Origin of the sequence: Phocaeicola intestinalis (assembly GCF_014837065.1) — a bacterium.
Taxonomy (GTDB): domain Bacteria; phylum Bacteroidota; class Bacteroidia; order Bacteroidales; family Bacteroidaceae; genus Phocaeicola; species Phocaeicola intestinalis.
In genome coordinates, this window is the sequence record NZ_JACSPP010000031.1 from 1 (window position 1) to 26,158 (window position 26,158).

Here is a 26,158-nt window from a genome sequence, read left to right on the forward strand (position 1 = left end):
TACAAAAGGACGTTCGGAAGATGGCTGGAACTGATTGATTCTTTGGGCTACATAATTAGCTGCCCATTCGGAAAGAGACCGATAATCTGATTCAATAATTACTCTCATCGTATTTCTTTTATTAAGGATAATTCACAACTATATGTTCATTTCTTTTCGGCTAATGCTTCCGATGCAGCCAAACCGTTTCCTTCCTTGATGTCCAGATAACGCTTCATCGCTTCCAGGTAATAATAATCGGCATAGTTAAGAGGCGTATCAATTTCCGAGCCGTGCGGCAAAGAACCGGTAGAATGCATCAGGACGAAACCTTTGTTAGTGCCTTTTTGCGCCAGATAGTCTTTGCCCGACAAGCTTTCCAATTGTTTCTGCGCATAATCGAAATACCTTTCTCCATCGGGCACCATCGTACTCAGTTCTAAAAATGCCGAAGCGATGACCGCACCTGCCGAAGCATCACGCGGCGTATCTTTCTCTACAGGTGCATCAAAATCCCAATACGGAATCAAATCACTGGTGTTCACCCGTTTCATAATCATATCTGCTACCTTGACCGCCTGATTCAAGAACACGGTATCTTTGGTTTCCCGATAACAGGACGTATATCCGTATACCGCCCAACCTTGTCCACGTGCCCATGCCGATTCGTCGTTCTTGCCCTGATGAGTCATCCGGTATTGCACGGTACCGTCGTCGTTATAGCTTACCAAGTGATACGATGTATAGTCGGGACGGAAATGATGCTTCATCGTGGTAAGCGCATGTTGGACTGCTACCTCTTTATATTTAGGGTTGCCGGTCAACCGGCTCGCACTGAACAGCAAATCCAAGTTCATCATATTATCAATGATGACCGGGAAATTCCAATATCCGAAATCCCACGAACGGATACAACCTATCTGGGGGTCGAAACGGGCACACAGGTTATCGGCGGTCTTTACCAATACATTCTTGATGGTATCGTTCGGAGCCAGCCGCAACGCATTCCCGTAACTGCAATTAATCATAAAACCGACATCGTGGGTATCTTTTGCATCCGATATCGGATACAGCATGTTCGTGTACTGAATGGCATACTTCTTCAGTTCTTCATCACCGGTCAACTCATACGTGTACCACAAGCTTCCGGGGAAGAATCCGCTTGTCCAGTCTCTTATCGAACATAAACGAAGTTTCCCCAACTTATCGGCTGGCGGAGGCGCCAACAAGGAATCTTGAAACGTAGCCGGATCGCGTTGCAATTGACGGACCAGAAAATCCATCGAATAACCCGTCCAAAGCGAACGGGGCATAAGAGTGGAATCACCCAAATCAGAAGCCGTCTGTTTCAACTGGCAGGATGCTACATCCAGGGCATGAGTCACCCATTCATCCGATTGCACCGAAGGTTTTTCACTACAGGCACATACTCCGATAACCAGAGCCATACCCAACACAGGAATAGAAATTGTCTTCATACTATTACAATAAAGTCAGCTGTTACTATTAAATTCTTATCACCGCAAAAGTAAAACGATGCAGCCAACTTCGGTTTCTCTTATGTGGAAAGGAGTTTCAATCCCGTCAAAACAATTTCATTCCTGTAGAAAAAACTTTCATTTTTGTTGAACAGCCCCACCCTTGGCATATTCAGAAGGCATACAACCTATGTATTTCTTAAAACTGGTAGAGAAATACGAAGGGGTGCTGAAACCTACCATCGTGCTTATCTCCGCCACGTTGTACCGTCCTTCTTTCAATAATTTGCATGCTTGGTTGAAACGTATTTTCCGGATAAATTCCGTTGTAGACTCTCCCGTTATGCCTTTCATCTTCAGATGGAGCGAAGAACGGCTCATGCCCATTTCCAGTGCAAAGTCATCGGCAGAAAAATCAGGCTTCTCCAGATTCTTCTCCACCACCGAGACCGCCTTCGACAGGAATTCCTCATCCAGCCGGTTCAAGGCAATCTTTTCAGGTTCTATCTCCAATGATTTTGAATAATGCTCGATGGCACGATAATGGGTACGAAGAATGTTTTTGATTTTCATTACTACCACCGAGAGAGAAAAAGGCTTGGCTATGTAATCGTCTGCCCCTACTTGCAGGCCGTCCAACTGATCTTTTACCTCTGCCTTGGCAGAAAGGATAATGACGGGAATGTGACAAGTCTTCAGGTTCTGTTTTACATATTTGCACAACTGTATACCGTCCATAACGGGCATCATCACATCCGTTAGGATCAGACTGATTTCTTCGGTTTTCAGCAGCTCTACCGCCTCTTCTCCGTTTTCCACTTCCTTAACGATAAAGAAGCGTTCCAATCCGCGACTCATATAGTGCCGGATTTCATCGTTGTCTTCCACCACCAGCACGGTTTCTTTCCGTTCTGTATCCACATCTGATTCCGCCGGTTCCAGTGCCTCTTCCGTATCTACGATATACATATCCCGCGCATTGGTAGAATAGACCGGCTCCTCCTGTTGTGTTCCTCCGGACAATTCCTCTTCGGCATAGGCTTCCCGCGATAAAGGCAAGTAAACGGAAAAACAACTACCCTTGCCCACCGCACTGTCCACTTCTATCCGCCCGTGATGCAACTCTACCAGTTTCTGCACCAGCGAAAGCCCGATGCCGCTTCCGATGTGCTCGCTTTCCACCTGATAGAAACGTTCGAATATCTTTGCCTGCTTATTGACGGGAATCCCTACCCCCGTATCCTGTACCTGCAAAAGCAAGTCATCACCTGCCGCCTTCAAGTTGACGAAAATACTTTGTCCGTCGTTCGTATATTTGAAAGCATTAGACAGAAGATTGTTCAATATCAGTTCGATATAACTGGCATCACACCATACCTGCCGACCACCCAGTTCCGAACGCAAGTTATAATCAATGTGCTTCTTACGTGCCAGCGGTTCATAGTAACGGAAATTCTTTTCCACAATCTGACCGACATTGATGCATTTGACACGCAATTCGAATACCCCTTTCTCTGCTCTCCGATAATCCATCAACTGGTTGACCAAATGCAACAACCGGTCGGTATTGCGTTTCATGTATTCCAGCTGGCTACGTACCCATTTATCTGTCACCTTGTCCAGCAAGTCCTGCAAGGGAGCCACTATCAGCGTAAGCGGTGTACGTAATTCGTGAGAAATATTGATGAAAAAGCGTGTTTTCACCTCCTGCAATTCTTTCTGGCGCACCTTATCTGCCCGTTCCCAGTAAAAACGGATGACTAGAGTTATGACACCTATTATCATCAATGCGAACAACGCAATCGCCCACCATGTCTGATACCATGCCGGAAGTACCTTTATCTCCAGGCTGGTCACCTCGTCACACCACTTGCCGTCGTTATTGGCTACCTTTACCAGGAAATTATACGTACCGTGAGGCAAATTAGCATACGTCGCCCACCGCTGGTTATCGTCTACAACAAACCAGCGCTTGTCATATCCGTCCAATTTATAGGCAAACGTATTGTGCTTATCGGCTATGTAATTCGACACGACAAAGCTCAATGCGAAAGAAGACTGCTTATGATTTAAGGTTATCCGGTCCGTCAGGCTGATATGCTTCTGCAAGATGCCGGTCTGGTCATTGGGATGAACCGGATCGCCGAACAATCTCAGCTCGGATATGACCGCTCGCGGAGCGTATGGATTGTCCTGAAGACGTTCGGGGTGGAAAGCCGTAATGCCGTTGATGCCTCCGAAATACATCTCGCCCGATGAAGCCAGACAACAGGCATAGGGAGTAAACTGATTGCTCTGCAGGCCATCCACATCCGTAAAGTTCCTGAACTTCCGGCTTTCCGGATCGAAACAGGAAAGCCCGTTATCCGTACTAATCCATAACCGGTGTTTCTCATCCTCCAACACACCATATACGATGGCATCGGGCATACCGTCTGCCACCGAATAATGCACGACACTATCTCTTCCAGCTGAAAAGCCATACAAACCGTTACGGGTCGCAATCCATATATCACCGTCCGAAGCCTCGAATACACCGTAAACCGTAGCCGATTCAAAAGCAGATTCGCCGCTCACCATTCTGACCGAAGAGAGCGAATCTCCTTTACCGGAACATACCGCCAATCCGTCTTCGCCGCCTACCCACAAACGGTTCTCCCGGTCAAGCAGTAAAGTACGGATACGTTTCACACCCAATGAAACATTCCCCTTGATGTCCGAAAACGTTTTCGTCGCCTTATCGAAATGCACCAGTCCTTCTAACGTGCCAATCCATAAATGACGGCCGTCGGCACACGGCTGGATGGCGAATACATTCATATTGGTTAGCCTAGTAGTTTCCGGCATCAGGCTTTCAATCCTGCCCGTACGGCGGTCGAGAATGTTCAACCCTCCCGTATGGGTGCCGATATACACTTTACCGGCCTGTTCGTCTACATAGATGGCCTTCACATCGTTCGAGCCAAGCCCTTGTTCCTTGGTATAATAAGTATATTCCCCGGAACGGATATCGTAATAATTCACACCCCCGTTATTCGTCCCTATCCACAGATTGCCCGCACGGTCTTCGGTGATGCAACCGATGACATTATCATTCAACGAATTTCCTTCGGGCGAGAAACGGATATGGCGGAAACGCTCGCGAAGCGGATGATAGTAATTCAATCCGCCAAAGTAAGTACCCAACCACATGCCTCCCTGCGAGTCCATAAAGATGCTTCGGATAGAGCTTTGCGAAAGGCTCCGGTTCTGGCGGCGGTTGCTGGTATATACCTGAAACCTTCCGGTTGCCTCATCGTAAATATCCAGCGAAGTAAATGTCCCCACCCATAACCGGTTCCGGGCGTCAAGAGCCAACGAACGCACGAAGTTAGAACTTAATCCGTCCGGTCCTCCTGCCGTATAATGACGCAATTCACGTGTAGTCCTATCCATGCGGTAAAGCCCGTCGCCTTCGGTTCCTATCCAAAGGTGATTGCCGTGTTGCAATAAAGTCAAGATTTCCTTTCTTCCCAAAGGCAAAGCATGAAGATGCTCCAATGTCCGCGATGCGAATGAATACATCCACAATCCGTCTTTGGCTCCTATGTACAAAGAATCTTTGCTACGGTATATCGCCGTAGCTTTCAACCGGAACAAATCAGCGGGCAATCCGGACTGCACAAAAGATGTATCCGCTACATGAAACACATACAATCCGGCGGACGTATTGACCAACAAACGGCTATCGTCCACATCGGCGATTTGCATCACCCGGACATCTTCTTCTTTCTGAGGGCAACGGTAATTGCGGAAAGCATCCCTGTCCGCATCGTAATACGAAAGCCAGTTATTCGTACCTACCCATACGCCTCCTTTACCGTCTGCTTTGACGGCATACACCATGTTATCGCCAATGCTTCCGGCATTCCCGGTCTCGTGACGATAAACGGTAAAATCGTATCCGTCGAAACGGTTTACTCCATTAAACGTGGCAAACCACATATTGCCTTGTACGTCTTGGGTAATACTAAGCACGGTGCTTTGCGACAAACCGTCTTCCAGTCCGATATGGGCAAACGAAACCTGCCCCTGCATCCCGGTGCAAAACCAAACGAGGCATACGATCCCTGCGATTAGATTCCGAATAGGCTGTAATTTCATTTTGTGTTTCTATTTTTCCCAAAAGTAAGAAAAAATATGAATAACCGTACACTTTCTTTACTTTTTATTTGCAGACACACACGCATATAGATGCGCAAGCCCGCGAAAGTATATGCGTGGGGCTGCGCATATAGCTACGCATCAAGCGTTACAATTGTTACAATTACAGTTAATCGAAATTGTTTTTCATGTAAGCGCAACGGACGGAACAAGTGATACATTAAAAATTATATAGTATATATATTATATTATAATATATATACTATATAATTTTATAACCTCTGTTTCTTCCATTGGGAAGTCAATTCAAATTAACTGTAATTGTAACAATTGTAACGCATAAGCAACTAGAGCTATCAATAAGCAAGCGTGCGCTTCTGCCCGTCTACCGAAACCTCAATGCGAGACTCCCCTGCGAAGCGTGCCTTTATCTTCGGTTCCCCTTCGGGCAAGCGGTAGGGACAGATGACGGTGATATAGCGCAAGGGTTCCGATGCCTTCGGGGTGTTCAGCGATACGGAGGTACGCTCGGTGCGCTGGCGGTAAGCGATGGAATACCAGCCTTCTTCCTCCTTCAGCACGGTATGGCGGGGTGCGAAGCACTGGAGCTTGACCTGCACATCGCCCTCGAAAGCAGACGAAAGCGCCAGGTGTTCGGGGTCGATATTCACCTTTCCGTCACACAGGTGCCAGTTCAGGTTGACGGTGCCCGTAGCATCGCCCAGTGCCTCATCTACTATCACGAAGTACGAACCTTCGATGAAGAAGAACGTGCGCCGGTGAGTCAATCCCTTATAACTCTCGTGCTCGGTGACCAAGGATTGCACCTCGCCTTCGGGTTGCCAGCTTTTCGTGTGCGATACGCGGTCTTCCAGGTTCTTCCCGTCCAGCGTCAGGGTATTGTGCGAAGCGGTGCGGCGGAACCAGTTGCGCAGGCGGGTCACTTCCTCATTGCCTTCGTACACATACGAACCTGAGTCGGGGAACAAGTTCTTGCCTTGCACCCAAAGCTCGAACGTGCCGTTATCGGGCTGGCTATGCCATTCTCCCGCCGGTCCGGCTTTGATGACCATCACTGTGGCATCCTTCCCCCACCCGTTCCGGAAGGCGAAGAAGCCCGAATCGAGGAAGCCTTTCGAGAGGTTGGCAGGCGGAAGCCCTTCCTTTCCTTCGGTGGCAAAATACCGGATTTGGGCATTGTCGGGGAAGAGTTTCGCCCAAGCCTTGTATCGGGCAATATCCCCTTTCCGGCTGCCCCGCTTGGCATCGCTGAAGCAAGGATTCGTATAATCGGGGAAGCAGAGGTTCATGTAGAACACAATCATCGACTCAATGGTGTCCGTGTAGCTCTGCGGGAACTCCGACCGGAAACCGTTCACGTCCGCCATACGCAATGCCTTGCAGAAGATGTCGATGCACGCCGGGTGGTAATGCAAGTCCAGTTCGTATTGCCCTCCGTCAGGATAAACCTGCTTCTTGATTTCACGGTTCAGGATATCGATGCCACTCTTGCGCCATCCTGCAGCTTCCTTAAATTCGGGAAAGAAAGCCCCTGCATAGAGCACCCGTTGCGCCTCGAAAAGCAGGTGGTTGCCCTCTGCCGAATAGTTGCGCATCACGTGCAGGGCATGGCGGTGGTAATTGCTTAGGAACTGGGTGAGGAAAGCCGGCGTAAACGAAGGCGAAGGCAGGAAGAGCAGGAACTGGTTAATCTGGTCCTGCAAGCGGTGGCTCGCCTCCAGCGGACGCCAGGCGAAACGCACATTCTCCGCCTCGCCCTCGGCATCGTCCTGCAACTCATAAAGTGCCTTTGGTATCTCCACCAAAGGATTCTTCTTTATCCAGTCGGCATACTGAAGCGCCCACTCGCGGGCATACTTCTCATCTCCCGTCAGGCGGTAAGCCTTTCCCATGGGTGTAAACCATTTGTGGCGGTGCAATTGCCAGCGCAATTCATTGTCCTGCACAGGCCAATAGCGCCAGTCGATGTCTTTCCCGTAATTGAACGGAGGCTGGTATCCGTCGTGCACGTAGAAAGTATGTTCCAGCGCATCGTCCGCCCAGCCACGTTCGCGCTCGCTGAGCGAAAGATGTTCCAAGTCCAGGTCGGGCGTAGACACACCCGTCCGCGAGCGGTAATACGCCAACAATTCTTCGGCGGCACGGAGCGTATCGCCCGCATCGCAAGCCGTCTTTACTTTCTCCAGACCGGGATAGTCCAGGTTCAGCAACTCGAAAGCACTCCGGTCGAGCACTTGTGCCCGCATCAGGTTTGCCCATAGACAAAGGCAAATCAGGCAAAAAGTCTTCATGGTTTTGATTGTATTCATTTCTTTTATGTATGTGGTTAGGTATAGCAATTCTAAAGAAACGCGGATTATCGCAGATTCTTTTAATTTACGATTTGACAATTTACTATCTACTATTTAAGCTTTAAATCGTACTTCGTAAATCGAAAAATAGTAAATCAAAAGAATCCGCGTGAATCTGCGTTTCAAACATTGTTGTTGTAATAAACCAACAGAAGCCTCATCAAAAAAAGACAAGGCTTCCGCCGAACAGTAAAACTTATATGAAACCTACTAAAATAAGAATTAAGAATGAAGAATGAAGAATCACGTTGACCGTATGGCATTCTTCATTCTTAATTCCTCATTCTTCATTTATATCAGTATCCCGGATTATTCTTTCCTTCGTAATTCGGGTTGCTTTGTATTTCTACCAACGGGATGGGGAGCAATTCGTTCTTGCCGTCCACGAAGTTCTGGTATGCCGGATAAGCGGCATTCGTACCCCGGTTGACCGAGCTTTGCGAACCGAACAGGCGGAGTGCATCTCCCAACACACCCCAGCGGATGAGATCGAACTTGCGCTCTCCTTCGAAAGCCAGCTCGAAGCCACGTTCCCAATAGAGTGCCGTACGGAAACGTCCCTGTGCCGAACCATCATCGATGAAGGTCAGGTCGTGTGTCGCCTTACGGGTTGCCATCAGTTCTTCATAATTGGCATCGGTATATTCCGTAGCCCCTGCACGGGCACGCACGCGGTTCAGCAAGTTCCACGCCTCGGTGGTATTCCCTGTTTCATTGTAAGCTTCCGCCGCCATCAGCACCACATCGGCATAGCGCAACACGCAATAATTCACATCACCGTAATTCATGTTCTTGTTCCATGTTTCGGTAGGCATCCATTCGCGACGCCATTTGCCCGGATACCACGAACCGGCATTACGTTCCTGCTTCACGTGTTTCATGCTGTCCGTATTCCAAATGAAACGATAGGTACAGATGCTTACATCGCGGCGCACATCGGTTTCCTCGAAGAAGTCACGCCATTCGGGCACCACAATAAAGAACCCGTTGGCACGTCCCATGTAGTTCGCCATCTCCGAAGTAGGCACTCCCTGCACTTCAGCTACCGAAGGACCATTGTAGATGCCCCACGCTCCACCGTTGCGTGCTCCCTGCTGGTGGAAGAAAGCTATTTCGAAGATACTTTCCTGCGAGTTCAGCACATCTTGCGAAAAATTACGGAACAATTGTTCATAACCTCCGCTATAAAAATCATGATACCCGTTAGCCTGAATGGCTTCCCATTCGCTAATCACGGCATTGAAGTATTCGGCACGCTTGGTATCGTCCGGCCGGGTCATCTGCCCGTCCATTTGCAGGCTATAGCCGGCACGTTGCAGGTAGACACGCATCAGCATGGCTCGCGCCGCTCCCTGTGTTGCCCGTTCGGGGCTGGAGCTTGCATCTGCCCATGGCAGGTGTTCCTTGGCAAAGTTCAAGTCTTCGATAATCTGGTCGTAAATCTCTTCGCGGCTTACCCGTGCGCCGAAAGCGTCCTCATAATTGGACGTATAAGTAGTCTTGAACGGCACATCGCCCCAATACTTTATCAGGTCGAAAGCCAGGAAAGCACGCAAGAAACGGGCTTCGGCATCCAGCTCCTGCAGGTTCTCGCTCTCGGCATACCCGGGCATATTCACAATACCGTCTATCGCCATATTGGCACGGTCGATGCCCTGGTATTTCAATTGCCAAAGCCATTCTACCCATTCATTAGTGGAAGTGACCCGATAGTGCACCATATCGTGTATCGTATTGTCGGAATGGGTACGGGAGGTGTAATACATATCATCGGATGCCTGCCCCGCCATCTCGTACCATCCATAGTGGCGATAGTCGGATATGGAACTGTAAATGCCCATCACCGCCATATCGGCGTTGGCTTCCGACTCGAAGAACGAATCCTTGTCGTAGCTGGAATCGGGAGTCTCTGTCAGTGTGTCCTCGCAAGAGGGAAAGACGGCCAGCGAAAGAGCCGCCATTGCCATATAGAATATATGCTTTTTCATTTTACGTCAAGATTTGAAATTAAAGTGTACAAAGAAGAAACGCAGATTTCCGCAGATTAACACAAATTGAAATGATTATTAAAATTATACTCTGCGGAAATCCGCGTTAATCTGTGTTTCTAAACTGACACATATTTGTTGTTACTTAAATCAGAATGCCACGTTCACACCGAAGATAAACGAACGGCTGCGCGGATAAGCGCCGAAATCCACACCCGGAGTCAACGGGCTGCGCATGTTCGACACTTCGGGATCGAATCCGCTATACGGTGTCCATGTCGCCAAGTTATATCCCGTAGCATACAGACGCAGCTTGCTCAGTCCGAGTTTCGTAATCAGCTTCTTGGGGAAACTATATCCTAATGTAATGTTGGTCAGCTTCAGGAACGAAGCATCCTCTACGCCCCATGAGTGAATGTACTTGTCCCCCTCTTCGTTGTCGCGGAACGAAGCCACCGTCTTCCCTGCATTCATCGCCGTAAGCTCATCGGGGTCAGTCACCACCTCGCCTTGTGCATTGACGGTCATCCAACGGTTGGAACTGTTCATGACGTCCAATGCATTGTTGTTTTGCCGCCCCACCTTACTGTTTATCAACTTAGTAGCATTCAGCACATCGTTGCCATAGCTATACGTAAGGAAGATACTCAGGTCGAAACCTTTGTAGGTAAAGTTATTGTTCAAACCGCCGTAGAAAGTCGGAGTGGCATTGCCGATAACGGTCTTGTCGTTCTCGTCAATGATTCCGTTCTTATCCAAATCCTTAAACTTCCAGTGTCCGGGCTGCACACCTATCTGATTGGCGGAAGAAGCCACGCCGTCCTTCAGCGTATACGTCTGTGTAGCGGCATCATAAATGAAATCATTTACCTGATACAGACCTTCGGTCACGTAGCCGTAGAATTGTCCCAACGGCTCGCCCACGGCAATGCGATGCGTACTTTGGTTGTACCCGAACTGGGCTTCATACAGCTGCACCTGTTCGCCGGTCAGTTCCAATACTTTGTTCTTATAGTGTGAGAAGGTCAGCGTAGTGGTCCAGTTGAAGTCTTTCTTCGCGATGTTGACCGTATTGATGGTCAGGTCCACACCTACGTTCTTCGTTTCGCCGGCATTCACCATCATCGTGGTATAACCCGAAGAATAAGGCAATTGAGCACTTAGCAACAGGTCGCTGCTCCGGTTGATGTAGAACTCGGGCGAAATCGTGATACGCTGGTCCAAAAAGCCAAAGTCGAGTCCTAGGTTGAAAGTCTTGTTTGCCTCCCATTTCAGGTCTTCGTTCGGAATCTGCGTAGAAGCATAACCCGGCACCAGTTGTCCTCCCATCGCCGTATTGAGCGAAGAAAGCAACGCCAGACTATTGTAGCTTCCGATACGGTTGTTTCCGGCAAGACCGTAACCGATGCGGAACTTCAGGTCGGAAAAGATGTTCAGTTTCTTGATGAACTCTTCCTCTCCCAAACGCCATGCAGCCGACACGGCTGGGAAATAGCCCCACTTGTTATCCTTGCTGAACTTGGAAGAACCGTCGGCACGCATCGTCGCACTGAACAGATACTTGTCCTTGAAGTCATAATTGACACGGGCAAAGAAAGAGACAAGGTTATCGTCATCGTTCAGGAAACTATCCGAGTTGGTCGGTGTACCCAAGCCCATATCGTTCAACTGGAACTCATCGGTGGGCAAGTTACCTACTTCGGTCAATACATAACGTTCCCAGCGATGCACGTATTCCTGACCTGCCTGCACCATGAGGTGGTGTTTCTTCTGGAACCGCTTGTCGAAAGTAAACACGTTCGAGGTAGAGAAACTTCCGTCCTCCGTATTGCGGATGCTTCCGTAAATGCCGTTACGCAATCCCATAATCGACTCATCGCCATAGAAGAGTTCCCGGCGTTGCGTACGGTAACGCATACCGGTGGTATTACGGAACGTGAATCCTTTGAAGAAGGTATAGGTAAAGCCTCCGTTTGCCTGCAAGGTACGTATCTCGCGGTCGTCTTTTTCTTCGGCAGCATTGACCAGCGGATTCTGCACCACATTGCCTTGCTCGTCTACCAGCAACGGGTCTCGCCCTGCCAGCAATTCCTCATCGCTTCCCTGAATACCGATAGTCGGGCGGTATTGCAGGATTTGAGCCATCTTGTTGAAACGCGCATCGGTCGAGCTTCCGTTCTCGGTCGTACCGTTTCCGGCAACACCTGCACCCCAGATGTTACGCTGGTCGAACTGGAAACGGGCGTTCACACGCAACTTATCATTTACCTTTCCGTCTACATTCAAGGACAAGTTGTGCCGTTCGCTTCCGCTATACACCATCGCGCCTTCGTCTTTATTGTAGCTGTATGCCATACCATACTTGATGCGGTCGCTTCCACCATTCACACCCACACGGTAGTTCTGCGTAACGGTAGTGCTGCCCATGGTCAGGTCTTGCCAGTCCAGTCCACGGTTGGCATAATTTTCGTGTATTTCCAGAAAACTTCCATAAAGGTTCTGCCAGGCAGGCATCTGCACAGCAGGGTCGGTAGCCCACCCTATCGTACGTTCGTAATCGGCAAGTACGAACTCTTCGGTACTGAGCAGTTCCAGTTGCTTGGCAAGTTTGCGCACGCCCACGTATGCGTCAAATGTTACGGTAGCCTTCCCTCCATCGTCCTTTCCACTCTTAGTCGTAATCAATACAACACCGTTCGCACCCCGTGCACCATAGATAGCGGTGGCAGAAGCGTCTTTCAACACATCGATGCTTTCAATGTCGGCAGGGTCAAGGCTCGACATACCGTCTTCGGTAGGAAATCCGTCGATAACGTAAAGAGGCTCGTTGCTCTGCGTGATGGAGATACCGCCACGCACACGGATAGATGCCTCGGCACCCGGCTGGCCATCGGTCTGTATTACCTGCACACCCGCCATACGTCCGGCTATTGCCTGTGCCATATCTGATACAGGTGTCTTGGTAAGCTCTTCACTCTTCACCGAAGCAACCGAACCGGTCAGGTCCTTGCGTTTCATCGTGGCATACCCTACTACGACTACTTCTTCCAGCAACTGATTGTCGGGCTGCAAAGTGACATTGATTTGTTTCTGTCCTTTTACTGGAACTTCCACCGTTTTCATACCGATGTAAGAAAATACCAATACATCTTTTGATGCATCATTAACTTGGATGGAATAGTTACCACTCATGTCGGTAATGGTGCCACCTTTCGCATTCTTGATTGTAACGCTTCCTCCAATCACTTCCAGACCTTCATTGTCGATTACCTTACCAGTCACGGTAAAGCCTTGCGCCCATCCCACCGCTATGCCGACAAAGAAAAAGAAGAAGGCAAACAAGACGCCCTTCATAGTTTTCGGTTTTTTCATAATACGATTTGTTTTAAATTTATGACTAAGTTTTATTATTTTCATCTGTCGGCAAAGATAACGGGAGAAAACGAACTCTACGTTTTCTCCCGTTAAAAACAATTGCAAATACCAACAATAATATTTCAATCCTGTGCAAAACGCTTTCGAATTTGTTTAAAAACCCTTCCGGGTGGCTATCGGAGCACGGTCAGTCATTTCCATAACCTGATATTCGCCATCGGTTTCATCATAAAGCAATGACGAACTTGCTTCTTGCCGAAGATAAGGCACACCATCGATTACAGGAGACTCTTCGCCATAACTGAACACTACCGGTTCTGTATGATGACGCACCACAAGCCGGGGACTGTCCGAAGCATTCAGGCAGGCTTCTACCGTCCAGTCACCCCACGTAAACGTATCTCCGTCCCTGCGGATGATATAAGGACTTTCGCCTGCTTCGCATACTTGGATAAGGACAAGGTAGCGTGTTGCCGGTTGGTTGTCCGTACAAGCCGTCAGATGCCACTGGTTGGGGTATTCCGCTCCGCCGGTTGCAGGAGGCACCGCAAACTGGTCGGTCTGGGTGATATCCATCTCGCTTGAGCCAAACAATTGGGTTACGGCATAAAAACCGTCCGCTTCATCAGCAGTGCTCAACACCTGTTCTGCTTCGTTTATGTCGAACCGGACCGGACTATGCAACAACCAGTCCCAACGAACCGGCTCGGATGCCTCCAGTTCATCATAAATAAGCACCGTACGCGGATGCAACATCAGGACGTGCCGGCGGTATCGGGTAAGAGGAGTTTCACCGAATCCGTTATCGGGTGTCTGCGTGATACCTGCCTGGGCAAAATAGTTCACCCACATCGGGTCCTCGCTGATGCCGCAATAGGCATGAGAGGCATCACCGAGCGCATAACTGATGTGATTCCCTCCCAAGGCACGGACAATGCTTCCGTATCCCTCCGTAGAATAAGGCTGGCCGATGCCGTTCACCAGAATCGTATTATGGGCACGGGTATGCCGGTACGACATCAGGTTGTGTGCATCGGCAAACGCCTGGTAATAGCCTGTACTGCGGTACACATCGTGTCCTTTAAATAACAAATTAAACGCATTCTGGCTTGCCGTGGTATGGCTTCCCGAACCGAAGGTACTGGAACGGAACGACAAGGCAAGGTCATTCCCGGCATCTCCCAAATGGCTATGCATCGACACTTCTCCGGCATCGCTGTACCACACCATTTTGGCAGCATCTTCGGGCAAGGCAGACTCGTAAGTCCGGTTGGAACACATGCGGTACAAACGCAATTCGTAATCCTGCCGCACCAGCGACTGGCATTCACCGGCATACCACCCGGCATACGCATCGCCCGTCTCGCGTGCCAGATAATCGGCAAATGCAGCCGTAAGCCGGTTGGGCTGGTCGCCATTCTCACTGTTGTCTCCAAAACCAGTACTCTTCGAATCGGGCGGATTGGTGTAGGCAAGAGCCCGTCCTGCATTGCGGTACCACGGATGTTGCAGGAAGTCGAACCGCGCCACGTAAGAGAACAAGGCAGGCATGTAGGCAAGTGTCTTCACATTGGCAGGGAAATAGCCCGTCCCGTTATGCCAGATGCCATCGCGGTTGAAGCCCGAAGCCGGAGCACGTGCTGTCCAAAGCTCGTAATAATACTTCAATATCGGAAGCGCCTCATCGGCATATTCCGCCTTGTCATACAGCAGGAAAGCCGCCTGTGTCAGGATACGCATGTTCTGTTGCCAGAAATGATTGTCGAAGATATGGTTTTCTTCCACACCGCATTGCTCCTGATACGAATGACGCAGGGCACGCATCATCAGCTCCTCCGCACCCGAACGCTGCGTGGCGGTCAGGCGTCCGTAGAGCAAATCGTAAACCGCGGCATGAGCCAAAGTCAAGGCAGAGGTCGTAAAGTTATCGGTAAAGAGTTGTGTATCCGTAGGAGGCAGGGCAAGCATCGCATCCAGTAGCTCTACCAGCTTATCGGCATACCGCTCGTCCTGAAGCAGATAGTAAGCGTGATACAGCCACGTGGCATGCTGGCGCAAGGTCTCGGCATCGGCATAAAGGTCCATGGTGCCGTAGTCCGCCTCCAGTGCTATCGAGGCGCGCGCCGTCAATTGGCGGTATTCGGGATGAGATGTCACGTTCTGCCTTGCCTCATGGATATACGGATTGAGGAAACAATACAGGCGGGGATGCACACGGGGGGCATTCTCCAGGAAGTCCTCGAAAGGCGGAGTAATAAATACCGGCGTCTCTGACTTTACCTCGAACGCATACGTCTCACTCCATGCGCCGGGACTGGCACCCTCGGCATCGGTACTCCGGAAACGCCAGTACCATGTGCCGGTATCCAGCGCCCGGTGGAGGTTATACATACATCCGTCCTGCGGCTCGCTGATTTCGGCATCTTCGAAATCTTCCGTCCGCGAAAGGGCATACTGGAGTCGCTCGCCCGTCTTCATGGCTTGAGGGACAAGGAAAGGAACTGGATTGACTATCAGCTCGTTCGATATCTTGGGATAAGGCTGGGTGCGCACTTTGTCCTGATACGCATCCGGATAGGTCGTTTCAGGCTGCGGCACAGAAGGTTCCGGCTCTACTGCCTCATCGGAACAGGCAGGGCATCCCAGCCAACATACCGCCAAGGCAAGCATCGGCACATAGCACCGGAAAGGCAAGAAGTTTTTTTTCATTGCATGATGTTTATAGAATGTTGAAATTACTGTTCGTAATGATATGAGAGTGTACATTTTTGTTGATGCCATCATTGAATACCGGCTACACAGAATGCACAAATCTATACCGTGCATGATATACATAAATATCTGTAAAGTGGACAACACAATAATATACGTATAACTGCGTTTCCGGTAAGATTAATAATCTTCACGCTGTAAGATTAATAATCTTCAAGCCGTAAAATTAATAATCTTACAAAACGGGCAGTTCATTTACCGGATTGTAGCAGCCGGTTTTCCGGGCTGAGTTGTTCCTTTGCTCTGCGTTTTGGTATCTCCCGCATATAGCAAGATGCACCTATGTTCATCGGCATACGAACATAGGTGCATCAGTTATCGGATACAGGTTCTTCGGACCATGAATCCTGCTTACGAGCCAAGCCCGAAAGTTCATGCAAAGAGAATGTGTTCCCGAAACGTCCCGTATCGGTCACGCCGATTCGTTTCCATTCATTATTAACCGTTCATTTACCCCTCGGCATAACTCTGCCGGTAAGTATCGAGACACAACCTCTAACGCACTAACTAACGAACCATAACACTATTCCAACTCTGTTTACAGTATGAGTCCGATGATACCATGAACAATTCCTTGATTATTCGAAGATGGTGACTACAGGGAATACCACAGCGGAAGCACCTGTTCCAATGGTTTCAGGACTACCGGATGTTCCATCTGTAATATTATAAATAATACCCTGAAGTCCTTCTGCGGTTACCGTAGAAGATGCGCAATAGTAATTACCCGTATAAGCAGCTTTCAGCGCAGCAATCAAGTCTGCATTTGTTGTAGCCAAAGCTGCCTGCAGCTGTGCAAGGGAAGGAATATACCATTCGCTCAAGTTTTCTGATGCTGTAGCTTCTACCAGACTGTTATTAAAGAATGAGTTGAACATCTGATAAGCTGTAGCATCACTTGCCGTTCCTAGAGCCGTTTCAATAGCAGTACTGAAAGCCAATCCAGCATATGCATTAGCAGCATCATCTGTTACTGCCAGACCCAAATCTGTATAAGTATCTACTCTGTTACGATTCGTAGCCTTATTTAATGACATGGCGTATGCCTCTACAGTCTTACCTTCTGCATAAGTAGAGTTATCATTTTGACCTCCTAATGCGAATACCACAGCGATAGCTTCTTCAGCAGTTGCTACTTTTTCACCATTGGTATTGATATAGTCGCCTACTGCAAGCTCAGTAGAAGGTGTCGGGTCTGTTCCGGGTTCTTCTGTTCCGCCTTCTTCACCAGTATATTCATTGTCGATGATAATGTCTACTTTAATAGTTTCATCTCCCGGTTGAACAGGATTATCTTCATCCGGTGTTAAATAAACGGCATTGTTGGAAGAAGAAGCCTTTTCTTGCATTTCAGCAGCTGTTATTGAAATGCTCTTGCCTATCTCATCCGAAGCACTTGTAAATTTAATATTCGTATTCTTTGTTACTGTACTGTTCACGGGGAACACATAGCAGTAAAAAGCCAAATCGCCTGTAGATACATTCAATGTTTCATTGATGTTCAACTGAAGAGTTACAGCAGCTGATGCGGTTTGATTCAATACGCTATATCCTTGCATAGCATTGATGCTCGGAGTAATGATATCCAGTCCGGTCAATCCCAATTTCTCCAGATCTGAAGCCTTGATGGCAATGCGGCTAAAAGGACGCTTCAAAGTAATGCTACCACCAATATTTGCAGCACTTGCCACAGCACAAAAAGCATCGGCAGCAGGATTGTTAAAAAGCTTTACATTCTTATTCAAATTGTATTTCACTTCAAGCAAACTTGTCGCATTATAGAGAGCGGACTTACTCGCTTCAATATCACTTCCTTCTACATAGTCTGCCCAAAACAGATAGTTGGCTGCACCTTCCGGAGCTTCAAACTCAAAGCTTGCCTTGCCATCCGTTACAGCAACGATTTCATTAAAACCTTCAATCAATGTGCCTTCCGCATTTACCGCCTGGCAAATACAACGCATTACATAGCCTTCTACATCTAATGATTGGCTCGCACGAGTGACAAGCGCTTCATCCGAAACATTCACGCTCAGTCTTACCATACCGTCATTACTACCCGTACCTGAGGTAGAAACAATCTCTTCTTGGCTACAAGATGCGAAAAGCATCCCGAATACTGCCAACAACGAATACAAAAAATTCTTTTTCATGTGGTTAAGGATTTAAGTTAATATTATAAGTTAATATTATAGTTTATGGTTATTCTTATTCTACTGTAACACCAAGATCGGTTTCGTTATCGTAATCCGGATCTATGCCGATTCCGCCTTCATCTTCTCCGGGTTCATCTCCTCCTTGTCCACCTTGGTCATCACCGGTCAGGAACTCACCCGTCCATACGGTATTCTTGCCCCGTTCAAGCGGTACATTGAGTACGGAATTGGCTACGGTTACGTTTTCTTCGTTCACGATTTCAATTTCCATCGGGACGGAAGCGGAACCCTCGTTGGATACAAATACATAATCGAACCCTACACGAAGTTCGTCAGTACCTTCCTCGGGCAATTCGAACGAAGTGTTATATTGCATGTACATCAGCGAGTGCTTAGGCACATTATCAAGGGCGTTATAGCCTACCGGCAAATAACCGCTATACTTGATACGCGCGGTAAAGGTTTCGCCATTGACTTCACCATCGGCTACACGTTGCAGGAAGTCTGCCACATCGGTTGCAATCAGTTCGTAACGTGCCACGGGACGTTGGAGCGTTACATCCTGCTCGACCACCGCTCCCCACTGGTCAGCGTAAGCGGTAAGGTCGAGGGATGTAGTGCCCACAAACACATCTTTATATTCAGTATTGCCCGTATGAGAAGCACGGTTCGGGATTACAGGTACCAGACTTTGGGTGTTGTAGTGCAAATCTTCTTCGGGAGTCTCGGCACTTACATAGTCTTTCCATACCACCAACTGGTAGGAACGGGCATGCAGTTTCATGCTGACCGGCAAAGAAAGATGCGTGCGGTCGGTAATGTTCTCTACAAACACCTGTCTTGCCACAGGCTGGCGGTTGAAGTATGCCTCTACAATGAAACGGTGCAGGTAATCGGTATTGGCAGAAACCCGCGCACTGCTATTCTCCTCATTTCCCTGCTCGGGCAAATTCAAGTCGAGCGTCAGGTTTACTTCCACATTCACTTCTGTCGGGTCTACACCCAGCTCGCCATCGGCGGTCAGTTCGGGTTCCTCGTGCAAGGTGCAGGCAGCCATCAGGAAGGGCAATGCCAACAAGCCTGACCAAAACTTTCGTATATGTCTGTTTCTTTTCATGGAATGTTCGTTTTAAGTTCGTTTAAAAACGGTATACTAATGATGCACCTACCTTTGTCGGTCCCCAATAATGGCGGATGCGGGTGTCTATCTGCGCTCCGTTGTCTATATTATAATAGGTATCATACTTCATATTGGCATATCCGAAGCCTACGGTAAACTCTGCTCCCCAATGCTCGGACAAGGGAAGCTTATACCCGTAGCTCAATCCGGCTCCTGCCAACGGACGTCCGGTGTCCTGATAACGGCGGTCATCCCATTTCAAATTGTACCATCCCACATGGGCATGCAAGCCGAAGAAATGGCCTTTGCCGGTTTCCTGTCCCATCCACCAACGCAATTCGGGCTGGATAGCGGCTACACGTAACGCCTTATCAGGTTTCGCATCCCACAAACTCCACATCACTGGGATATCTACCGTCATGCGGGAATGCACCTGCACTTCGTAGTCCAAATTCAATACACCGATGGCATCGTAAGCAATGTTGGTCTTCAGCGCCATATAACGTCTGTCTGAAACAGATACGGTTTTCTTGTCTTTCTTGCGCTTTTCCGAAGCACGGGCTTTGCCTTGCTCTTTGGCTGGCTTCTCTTTTGTTTGTGCCACATTCTTTTTCGCCTGTGCTACATTCTTTTTCGCCGAAGGATTGTATACCGCAGTTTCTTCGGGTAAAGCCGAAGTCTGTATGCGGGGCTTCTCTACCGCTTGCGCCATTGCCCCTAAGGGCAACGCCGCTACGGCAAGAGTAAAGCAGGTATGTAAAAATCGTATTTTTAATCTCATGGCTGTAAATAAGTTTTTTAAGTTCTTAAGTTTGTGGGTTCTTGAGTTTTTAAGTTTGTGAGTCTTTAAGTTTTTAAGTTTGTGAGTCTTTGAGTTCTACAAACTAAAAAACTAAAAAACTCAAAAACTAAAATTATATTTCCAAGTCGGGCACTACGTCACGCATGGTGGTCACATACCCGTTCTCGTTCACCACGGTTTCTTCTCCTTTATACGTAATGCTTACATCGTCTTTCGTGCTGCGGATGAAGAACGAAGGCGCTCCGCTTGCCGAGACATTCACGCTGATGAGCCAGCCTCCTGCCTTAATGCGTCCGTCGGAAAGGATTTCGGGGTCTTTTGCCGGATACTTCAAGGCATGCGTATTGATAATCGTGGCAAAGCGATATACCTTTGCTTTTTCTGATTTCGCCGTAAAGTGCCAATGGTTCGGGTATTTCTTAAACTTTCCCTTATCGTCTGCACGGAGCCAGTTGACCGGCGGAACAAAGAACTGGCTTGTCGTATCGGTCTGCAAGGTTCCGGTAGAGAAGATGTAAGCATCCGATGCGCCACCCCGTCCCGACAAGCCTTGCACATGCACAAAGCGCGGATTGGAAGTATCTACCGTCATCGGCTGTGCCGTAGTATGCAACATAAAGGTATAATCAGCCGGTTCTGAAGCTTCCAGCTCGTCATAGATAAAGATAAATCCGGTCTTTCCCAAATTGACAATATGCCGGCGGAACTTGGTGAGGGGCACATCGTCCCAACCGTTTTCAGGCGTGTATTCCACATCCGAAACCTTGCCACGCTCTAACCACAGCGGAGAAATCACTTTTCCGTAAGCGTTAGAAGCATCGCCCAACACATAACCTATTTTGTCACTACAATAGTAACGGGGAATCCAACCGTATCCTTCGGTACCAATGCGTTGCCCCATACCGTTTACCAAAATGGTGTTGTGAGCGCGGGTCGCACGGTGGCACAACATGCTGTGTACGTCGGTAAACTCGATGTGATGGCCACTGCTATAGAAAATAGGCTTTCCTCCGTAGAACGTATTGAACGCATTCTGATTCGCCAGCGCATGGGAAGTGCTTCCATACGGGCTGCTCCGGAAGCTCCACATCGCATTGCCTCCTACACGGTCCCAATTGGTCTGGTACGAAGCCAAACCTGTTTCGGGGAACACTCTTCCGAAAGGCAAGGCAGTCAATCCCGGACCTTCGGGCAACGGCTTGTCGCATTGCAGACGGAACCAAGCCAAATCGCCGGGCTTGTTCAGCAACGCTTTCTTCATGTATTCAGGCTCAACCTTCAACGTGCGGCGCACAAAGTCGGCGGCAAACGAGTTGTTGGTCAGCTTAGCCAGTGCATCCAGGTAACTGATACGGATGCTGTTGGGGCGTCCTACATTCTGATGAGAGCTGCCGTTTCCTCCCGATTTGGAGAACGGAGGCTGCTGGTAAATGGTATACATGATGTTGTTGGTATACCAAGGATCGCTGAAGAAATCATATCCCGTCAGATTGCTATAATAATAAGGCACTTCTATCAGCGTACGGGTATTGACCGTAAAATATGAATCGCCGTTGTGCCAGCCGCCGTCTTTGTTCAGCCCGGGGAAACGTGCCCGCCATACATTGTAGCAATAATCCGTCCATGTAGCGGCTTCAGGCAAATCGCCATACGTGGCAAATGCAGCCATTGTCAGGATGCGCAGGGTCATCTGCCAGATGTGGTTTTCGGCGATATGGTTTTCCAGATAGTTATTGAAATGCTTATACATGGCTCCCCCTTTCTCCCGGATGGCATCCAGCAAGGTTTTCTTCTGCGCGTCGGTCAGCAACTCGTAAAACGAGTCATACGCCATGGAGCAAAGCGAAAGCAATGCCGAAGCGTTGAAGTCTCCTTTCACATTCTTATCCTTATCCCAGTCGGTCATCTCCAAGACACGTTTAAGAGCCTCATCGGCATACTTCCGGTCTTTCGTCAACAGGTAAGCACGAATCAGCGCCTCGGTATTCCCTTCCTCGGCATCAATGATGCGGCGGCTCTCGCGGGTAAGGTACGAATTGATTTGCATCTGGTTCGTGAGGTTCTTCACCTGACTGGTATTGATATCCTTCACCGTTTTCATCGGGGTCTGCATCACCTTATCGGCACGCTCCAGATACCATTGGTATTCTGCTTTCGGCTTTGCCTGTGCGATAAACGCATCCCAGCCTGCCTTCTGCACCCATATACGAGGATGGGTTGCAGGCACCTTGGCGATGGCTTCCTTATAAGAAGGCGGACAGAACTTCTTCGGGTTATCCCCCACCGTAAGTTCCTGCGTACTTTGCCATTCTACCTGCTCGGCTTCATTTACATAGCCGTATTGCCAATACCATTTCCCGGGCGCAAGGTCTTTATCAGGATTATAGAAAGGCCAGCGGGTTTCCACCTGCTTGACATCTTTCTTAAACTCTTTGTCACGGGCATAACGAAGCTGATAGTGTAATGTCGTTTTGTCCACCTTACGTACAGATTTCGCGTCCATGCCGTCCAGTATATCCACATTGATATTGGCATCGGCACGAAGCGGCCATTGGAAAGAGACATAACGGTCGTCCACCACCGCCTTATCTTTCGGATAAGGAGTGGCACGCATTTCATGCATCAAGGTGGTTTCGGTCAGCCTGATGTTCGTCTGGGCAGACGCCCCTACGAAGAATGCGCTCCATAGTAATGCTAAATAAAAGGTCTTCTTCATCGGTGTTTTTGTTTTTTTCGTTGTTGCAAAAATAACCAATACTTCGCTGATAGGCTTACACAAATGTTTTGTTTTCATTCAAAATCCAGCAAAGAATGTTCGATATTGTCTAATACATTTTTAAATTTGTGCAAAATGTCTGTTCTTTTAATCCTTTGGAATATATTTCTCTTTGAAATGAGTGGCTGCAGACGGATGGCAACGCATCCATTCGTCAAGCAAGGCACGATGCTCACGAACAATGGTTGAATACTTTTCTTCTACTGCCAGATTACGCATTTCTCCCCGGTCGGTACGCATATCGTAAAGCTGCTCGCGGTTCTTTCCGGTATCATACAAGACGTATTTATAATAAGGTGTACGCACCATCCAGCCCAATGTGCCTGCAGTCTCTCCGAAGAAGGTTTCGGTCACCACGTACGGGCGGTGCGCCTTTGCCGTATCTCCCTCCTCTGCCACCTCACGGAAGCTGACTCCCTGACGTCCCGAAGGCACTTCCACTTCCGCCCAGTCGCATACGCTCGGCATCAGGTCTTCTCCATTATTGATGAACTGGGGCAATACCTTTCCCGCATTCTTCCCGCTGGGAAGGCAAACGATAAAAGGCACGTTCACCACCTCTTCATACAGGGCGGTTTTCTGGTTCCATTGGTGTGCGCCGCATCCGTCTCCGTGGTCGCTGGTAAAGATAACCACGGTATTCTCCCACAAGCCCTGCTTGTCCACCTCATCCAGAATCTTCCCGATTTCCTTGTCCACCGCTTCAATCAGGCGGTAATACGCATTGCGGTACCGACGCCAGTCGTCCGGCGTGAAAGTCACGGTCGGATAAAGCCGATGGTTCTGCCTGCGCTCGAAAGCCAGGGCGTCGGCATCATACGGATTGACCGCAAAATTGGCAGGCAAGCCGGGACAATCTTCAAGCGCCGGCTCTTCGAACGAAGCATAGGGCGGATTCTGATGACGCGCATACTCGCAAATGTTATGCGGATTATCGAAAGAGGCGACCAGGAAGAAAGGCTGTTCGGAATTGCGACGCAAGAAGGCAACACATGCCTCGGCAAGACCGAAATCATTATGCCCGTGCAGGTTCTCGAAACCGAAAGCCTCCTTCGCCGGCAAGGAATTGGTATGCGCGTGCCATTTCCCGGCATATGCGCATTCGTATCCGCTTTCTTCCAATAACGTGCCCAATGTCCGTGTGCGAATAGAGTCGGGCATGGGTGTCCCGTTCTCGGTCAGTCCCACCTGACCGGGCGTGTATCCCGTAAACATGGACGAACGCGAGGGACCGCTCAAGGGCATGCTGCAATAAGCGTTCGAGAAACGCACGCCCCTCTGGGCAAGCCGGTCCATATTGGGGGTATGCACCTCTTCATTTCCGGCACAACTCATTGCCGTAGCGGTCTGCTGGTCGGTCATAATATAAAGGATATTGGGTCGCTCCTGTGCCATCAGTGCAGCAGGGGCAAAGAGGGAATAGATAATAAATGGTTTCATAGCGATTATCGTTTTTGACAAAAGTAACCGTTCTCCCTCAAAAACGACTTCAACAACCTGCAACGTTCTTTCAAATCCGTGCACCGGCTTTCACTTTTATGCAAAATACTTTCGAATCTGTACAATTCTGCCAAAGATAGTACTTCCGGAAGATTTTTATAAGTAACTCGCCTATATCATGGCACACAGACGCTATTTTAATGTACCAATGAATAATAAGGGCAATGTGCTAATTTATTCTCACATTAGCACATTGTTTATTTGTCTCTGTGTATTCTTGCGTAGTCTGTGTCCAATGATAGCATCAACAAATCTTGATTTAAACGAGATACCTCTTCCTCAGATACTTCACCCACTCCTGGTGCTTGCATGACTTGAATACCTTTTCTATCCTATTAAACAGCCATTCGTAAGTCAAATCAATGAAAGTATCTTTGCCTACATCGGTAAGCAATGATTTATATTCGGGTATGGCATACTCGCGGAAATGCTTGTTGCCTTGTGGGTAAAGATGGATATGGTGAAAATACTGAATATCTCCTTTGCACAGCATACCCCTATATGTGATTACGCCAAATTTGTCGCAAATGATTAGCTTTTATGAAAGAAACAATGTCTAATTCCCCGAACCATTATGCTGTTGTTATTATTCAGATATCACATCACTTGAACCAAACGGAGATAAAAGGCGATGATACAGACCAGATCGATAACCAACGCTATGACCGACCACTTGATGAACAGTTTCTTTTTCTTCACCACACCATACACAATACCGATAATTGCCGAGATCAGTATGCCGGCAGCTATCCCGAAGATGCCTTGCACCGCAAGCCCCACCAGTATCAACAGAGCCATGGTTATCAAAATGTTGTTTCTCATATTTGTTTAAGGAGTTAAGAAGTTAAGAAGTTAAGGAGTTAAGAAATCAGATGCATTACTATTGACTTTTAACTCCTTTAACCTTTTTTTAATCAGATACTTGCTTTAATGGCTTTGATAACCGCCGAAGTAAACCCATCGTGCTCCAGCGAGTTAACGCCCTTAATGGTGATACCACCCGGTGTGGTAACCTTCTCTATCTCCAGTGCCGGATGCGTGTCTTCGTTTTCCAACAAAAGACGTGCCGCCCCTTCTACGGTCTGCGCCACCATCTTCATGGCGTCTTTCGGACGGATGCCTGCTTCCACACCTGCCTGCATGGCTGCCTGCACATACTTCAGCACGTAAGCAATGCCGCATGACGTAAGCGAAGTGGCCGCCGCAAGCTGTTTTTCTTCTATCAACATGGCAAGCCCCATTTCATTGAACAAGTCCAACATTGTCAGTGTCTGTTGTTCGGATGCATTCCGGCAGGCTATCAGTGTCATACTTGCCCGCAAAGAGATAGCAGTGTTCGGAATAATACGAAACATTGGCATTTCGGGGTCTACAAAGTGGGCAAGGTCTTCGAAAGTCATCCCTGCCGCTACCGATACCAATACCTGAGGCTGGCGCAAACGCAAAGGCTTCAATACTTCTTCTACCTTCCAAGGCTTGACCGCTACAATCACCACATCGGCATCTGCCGCTTCGTGATTGTCTGTACTGACCTGTATTGCCGGAAATTCGACTTTCAGCTTTTCCAATTTGGGCATACTTGGATTGGTCACCGTGATGTCCTGTACCCGCACGTAATGTCCTTGTGCCAGCCCACGGGCAATGGCTCCGCCCATATTGCCGGCTCCGATAATTGCTACTTTCATGTCTGTTATTCT

Annotated in this window: 14 protein-coding genes; all 14 read right to left on the bottom strand. The window is 48.6% G+C overall.

Annotated elements, in window-relative coordinates; genetic code table 11:
• Positions 1–146: 146 nt before the first annotated feature.
• Positions 147–1,457, bottom strand: coding sequence for a DUF4995 domain-containing protein (locus H9625_RS10380; protein WP_022039263.1), 1,311 nt, complete (start codon positions 1,455–1,457; stop codon positions 147–149).
• A 138-nt stretch (positions 1,458–1,595) separates the two neighbouring features.
• Complete coding sequence (locus H9625_RS10385; RefSeq protein WP_191764252.1) at positions 1,596–5,600, bottom strand: hybrid sensor histidine kinase/response regulator transcription factor; 4,005 nt, start codon at positions 5,598–5,600, stop codon at positions 1,596–1,598.
• Positions 5,601–5,956: 356 nt separating this feature from the next.
• Entirely contained in the window at positions 5,957–7,921 is a 1,965-nt protein-coding gene (hepC, locus tag H9625_RS10390) for a heparin-sulfate lyase HepC (RefSeq protein ID WP_394354934.1), read from the bottom strand.
• Between the two features lie 347 nt (positions 7,922–8,268).
• Positions 8,269–9,960: a RagB/SusD family nutrient uptake outer membrane protein gene (locus tag H9625_RS10395; protein WP_087209793.1), complete on the bottom strand. Its 1,692-nt coding sequence runs from the start codon at positions 9,958–9,960 to the stop codon at positions 8,269–8,271.
• A 150-nt stretch (positions 9,961–10,110) separates the two neighbouring features.
• Positions 10,111–13,332, bottom strand: coding sequence for a SusC/RagA family TonB-linked outer membrane protein (locus tag H9625_RS10400; protein WP_394354933.1), 3,222 nt, complete (start codon positions 13,330–13,332; stop codon positions 10,111–10,113).
• Between the two features lie 156 nt (positions 13,333–13,488).
• Positions 13,489–16,005 carry a DUF4962 domain-containing protein gene (locus tag H9625_RS10405; RefSeq protein WP_191764278.1) on the bottom strand — a complete coding sequence of 839 codons (2,517 nt, stop codon included), beginning with the start codon at positions 16,003–16,005 and terminating at the stop codon, positions 13,489–13,491.
• Between the two features lie 680 nt (positions 16,006–16,685).
• Positions 16,686–18,260: a hypothetical protein gene (locus H9625_RS10410; protein WP_140406964.1), complete on the bottom strand. Its 1,575-nt coding sequence runs from the start codon at positions 18,258–18,260 to the stop codon at positions 16,686–16,688.
• Between the two features lie 55 nt (positions 18,261–18,315).
• On the bottom strand, positions 18,316–19,380 hold the full coding sequence (locus tag H9625_RS10415) for a DUF6562 domain-containing protein (RefSeq protein WP_191764254.1): 1,065 nt from the start codon (positions 19,378–19,380) through the stop codon (positions 18,316–18,318).
• 22 nt (positions 19,381–19,402) lie between these two features.
• Positions 19,403–20,164 (bottom strand): DUF3575 domain-containing protein, encoded by a 762-nt coding sequence (locus H9625_RS10420; protein ID WP_191764256.1) that lies wholly within the window; start codon positions 20,162–20,164, stop codon positions 19,403–19,405.
• Between the two features lie 133 nt (positions 20,165–20,297).
• Complete coding sequence (locus H9625_RS10425; RefSeq protein ID WP_191764257.1) at positions 20,298–22,901, bottom strand: DUF4962 domain-containing protein; 2,604 nt, start codon at positions 22,899–22,901, stop codon at positions 20,298–20,300.
• A gap of 147 nt (positions 22,902–23,048) precedes the next feature.
• On the bottom strand, positions 23,049–24,401 hold the full coding sequence (locus tag H9625_RS10430; protein WP_087250764.1) for a sulfatase family protein: 1,353 nt from the start codon (positions 24,399–24,401) through the stop codon (positions 23,049–23,051).
• A 319-nt stretch (positions 24,402–24,720) separates the two neighbouring features.
• Positions 24,721–24,954 (bottom strand): hypothetical protein, encoded by a 234-nt coding sequence (locus H9625_RS10435; protein ID WP_022039275.1) that lies wholly within the window; start codon positions 24,952–24,954, stop codon positions 24,721–24,723.
• A gap of 104 nt (positions 24,955–25,058) precedes the next feature.
• Entirely contained in the window at positions 25,059–25,283 is a 225-nt protein-coding gene (locus tag H9625_RS10440) for a hypothetical protein (protein WP_164496649.1), read from the bottom strand.
• 92 nt (positions 25,284–25,375) lie between these two features.
• Entirely contained in the window at positions 25,376–26,155 is a 780-nt protein-coding gene (gene proC / locus H9625_RS10445; protein WP_255376610.1) for a pyrroline-5-carboxylate reductase, read from the bottom strand.
• Between the last annotated feature and the right edge of the window lie 3 nt (positions 26,156–26,158).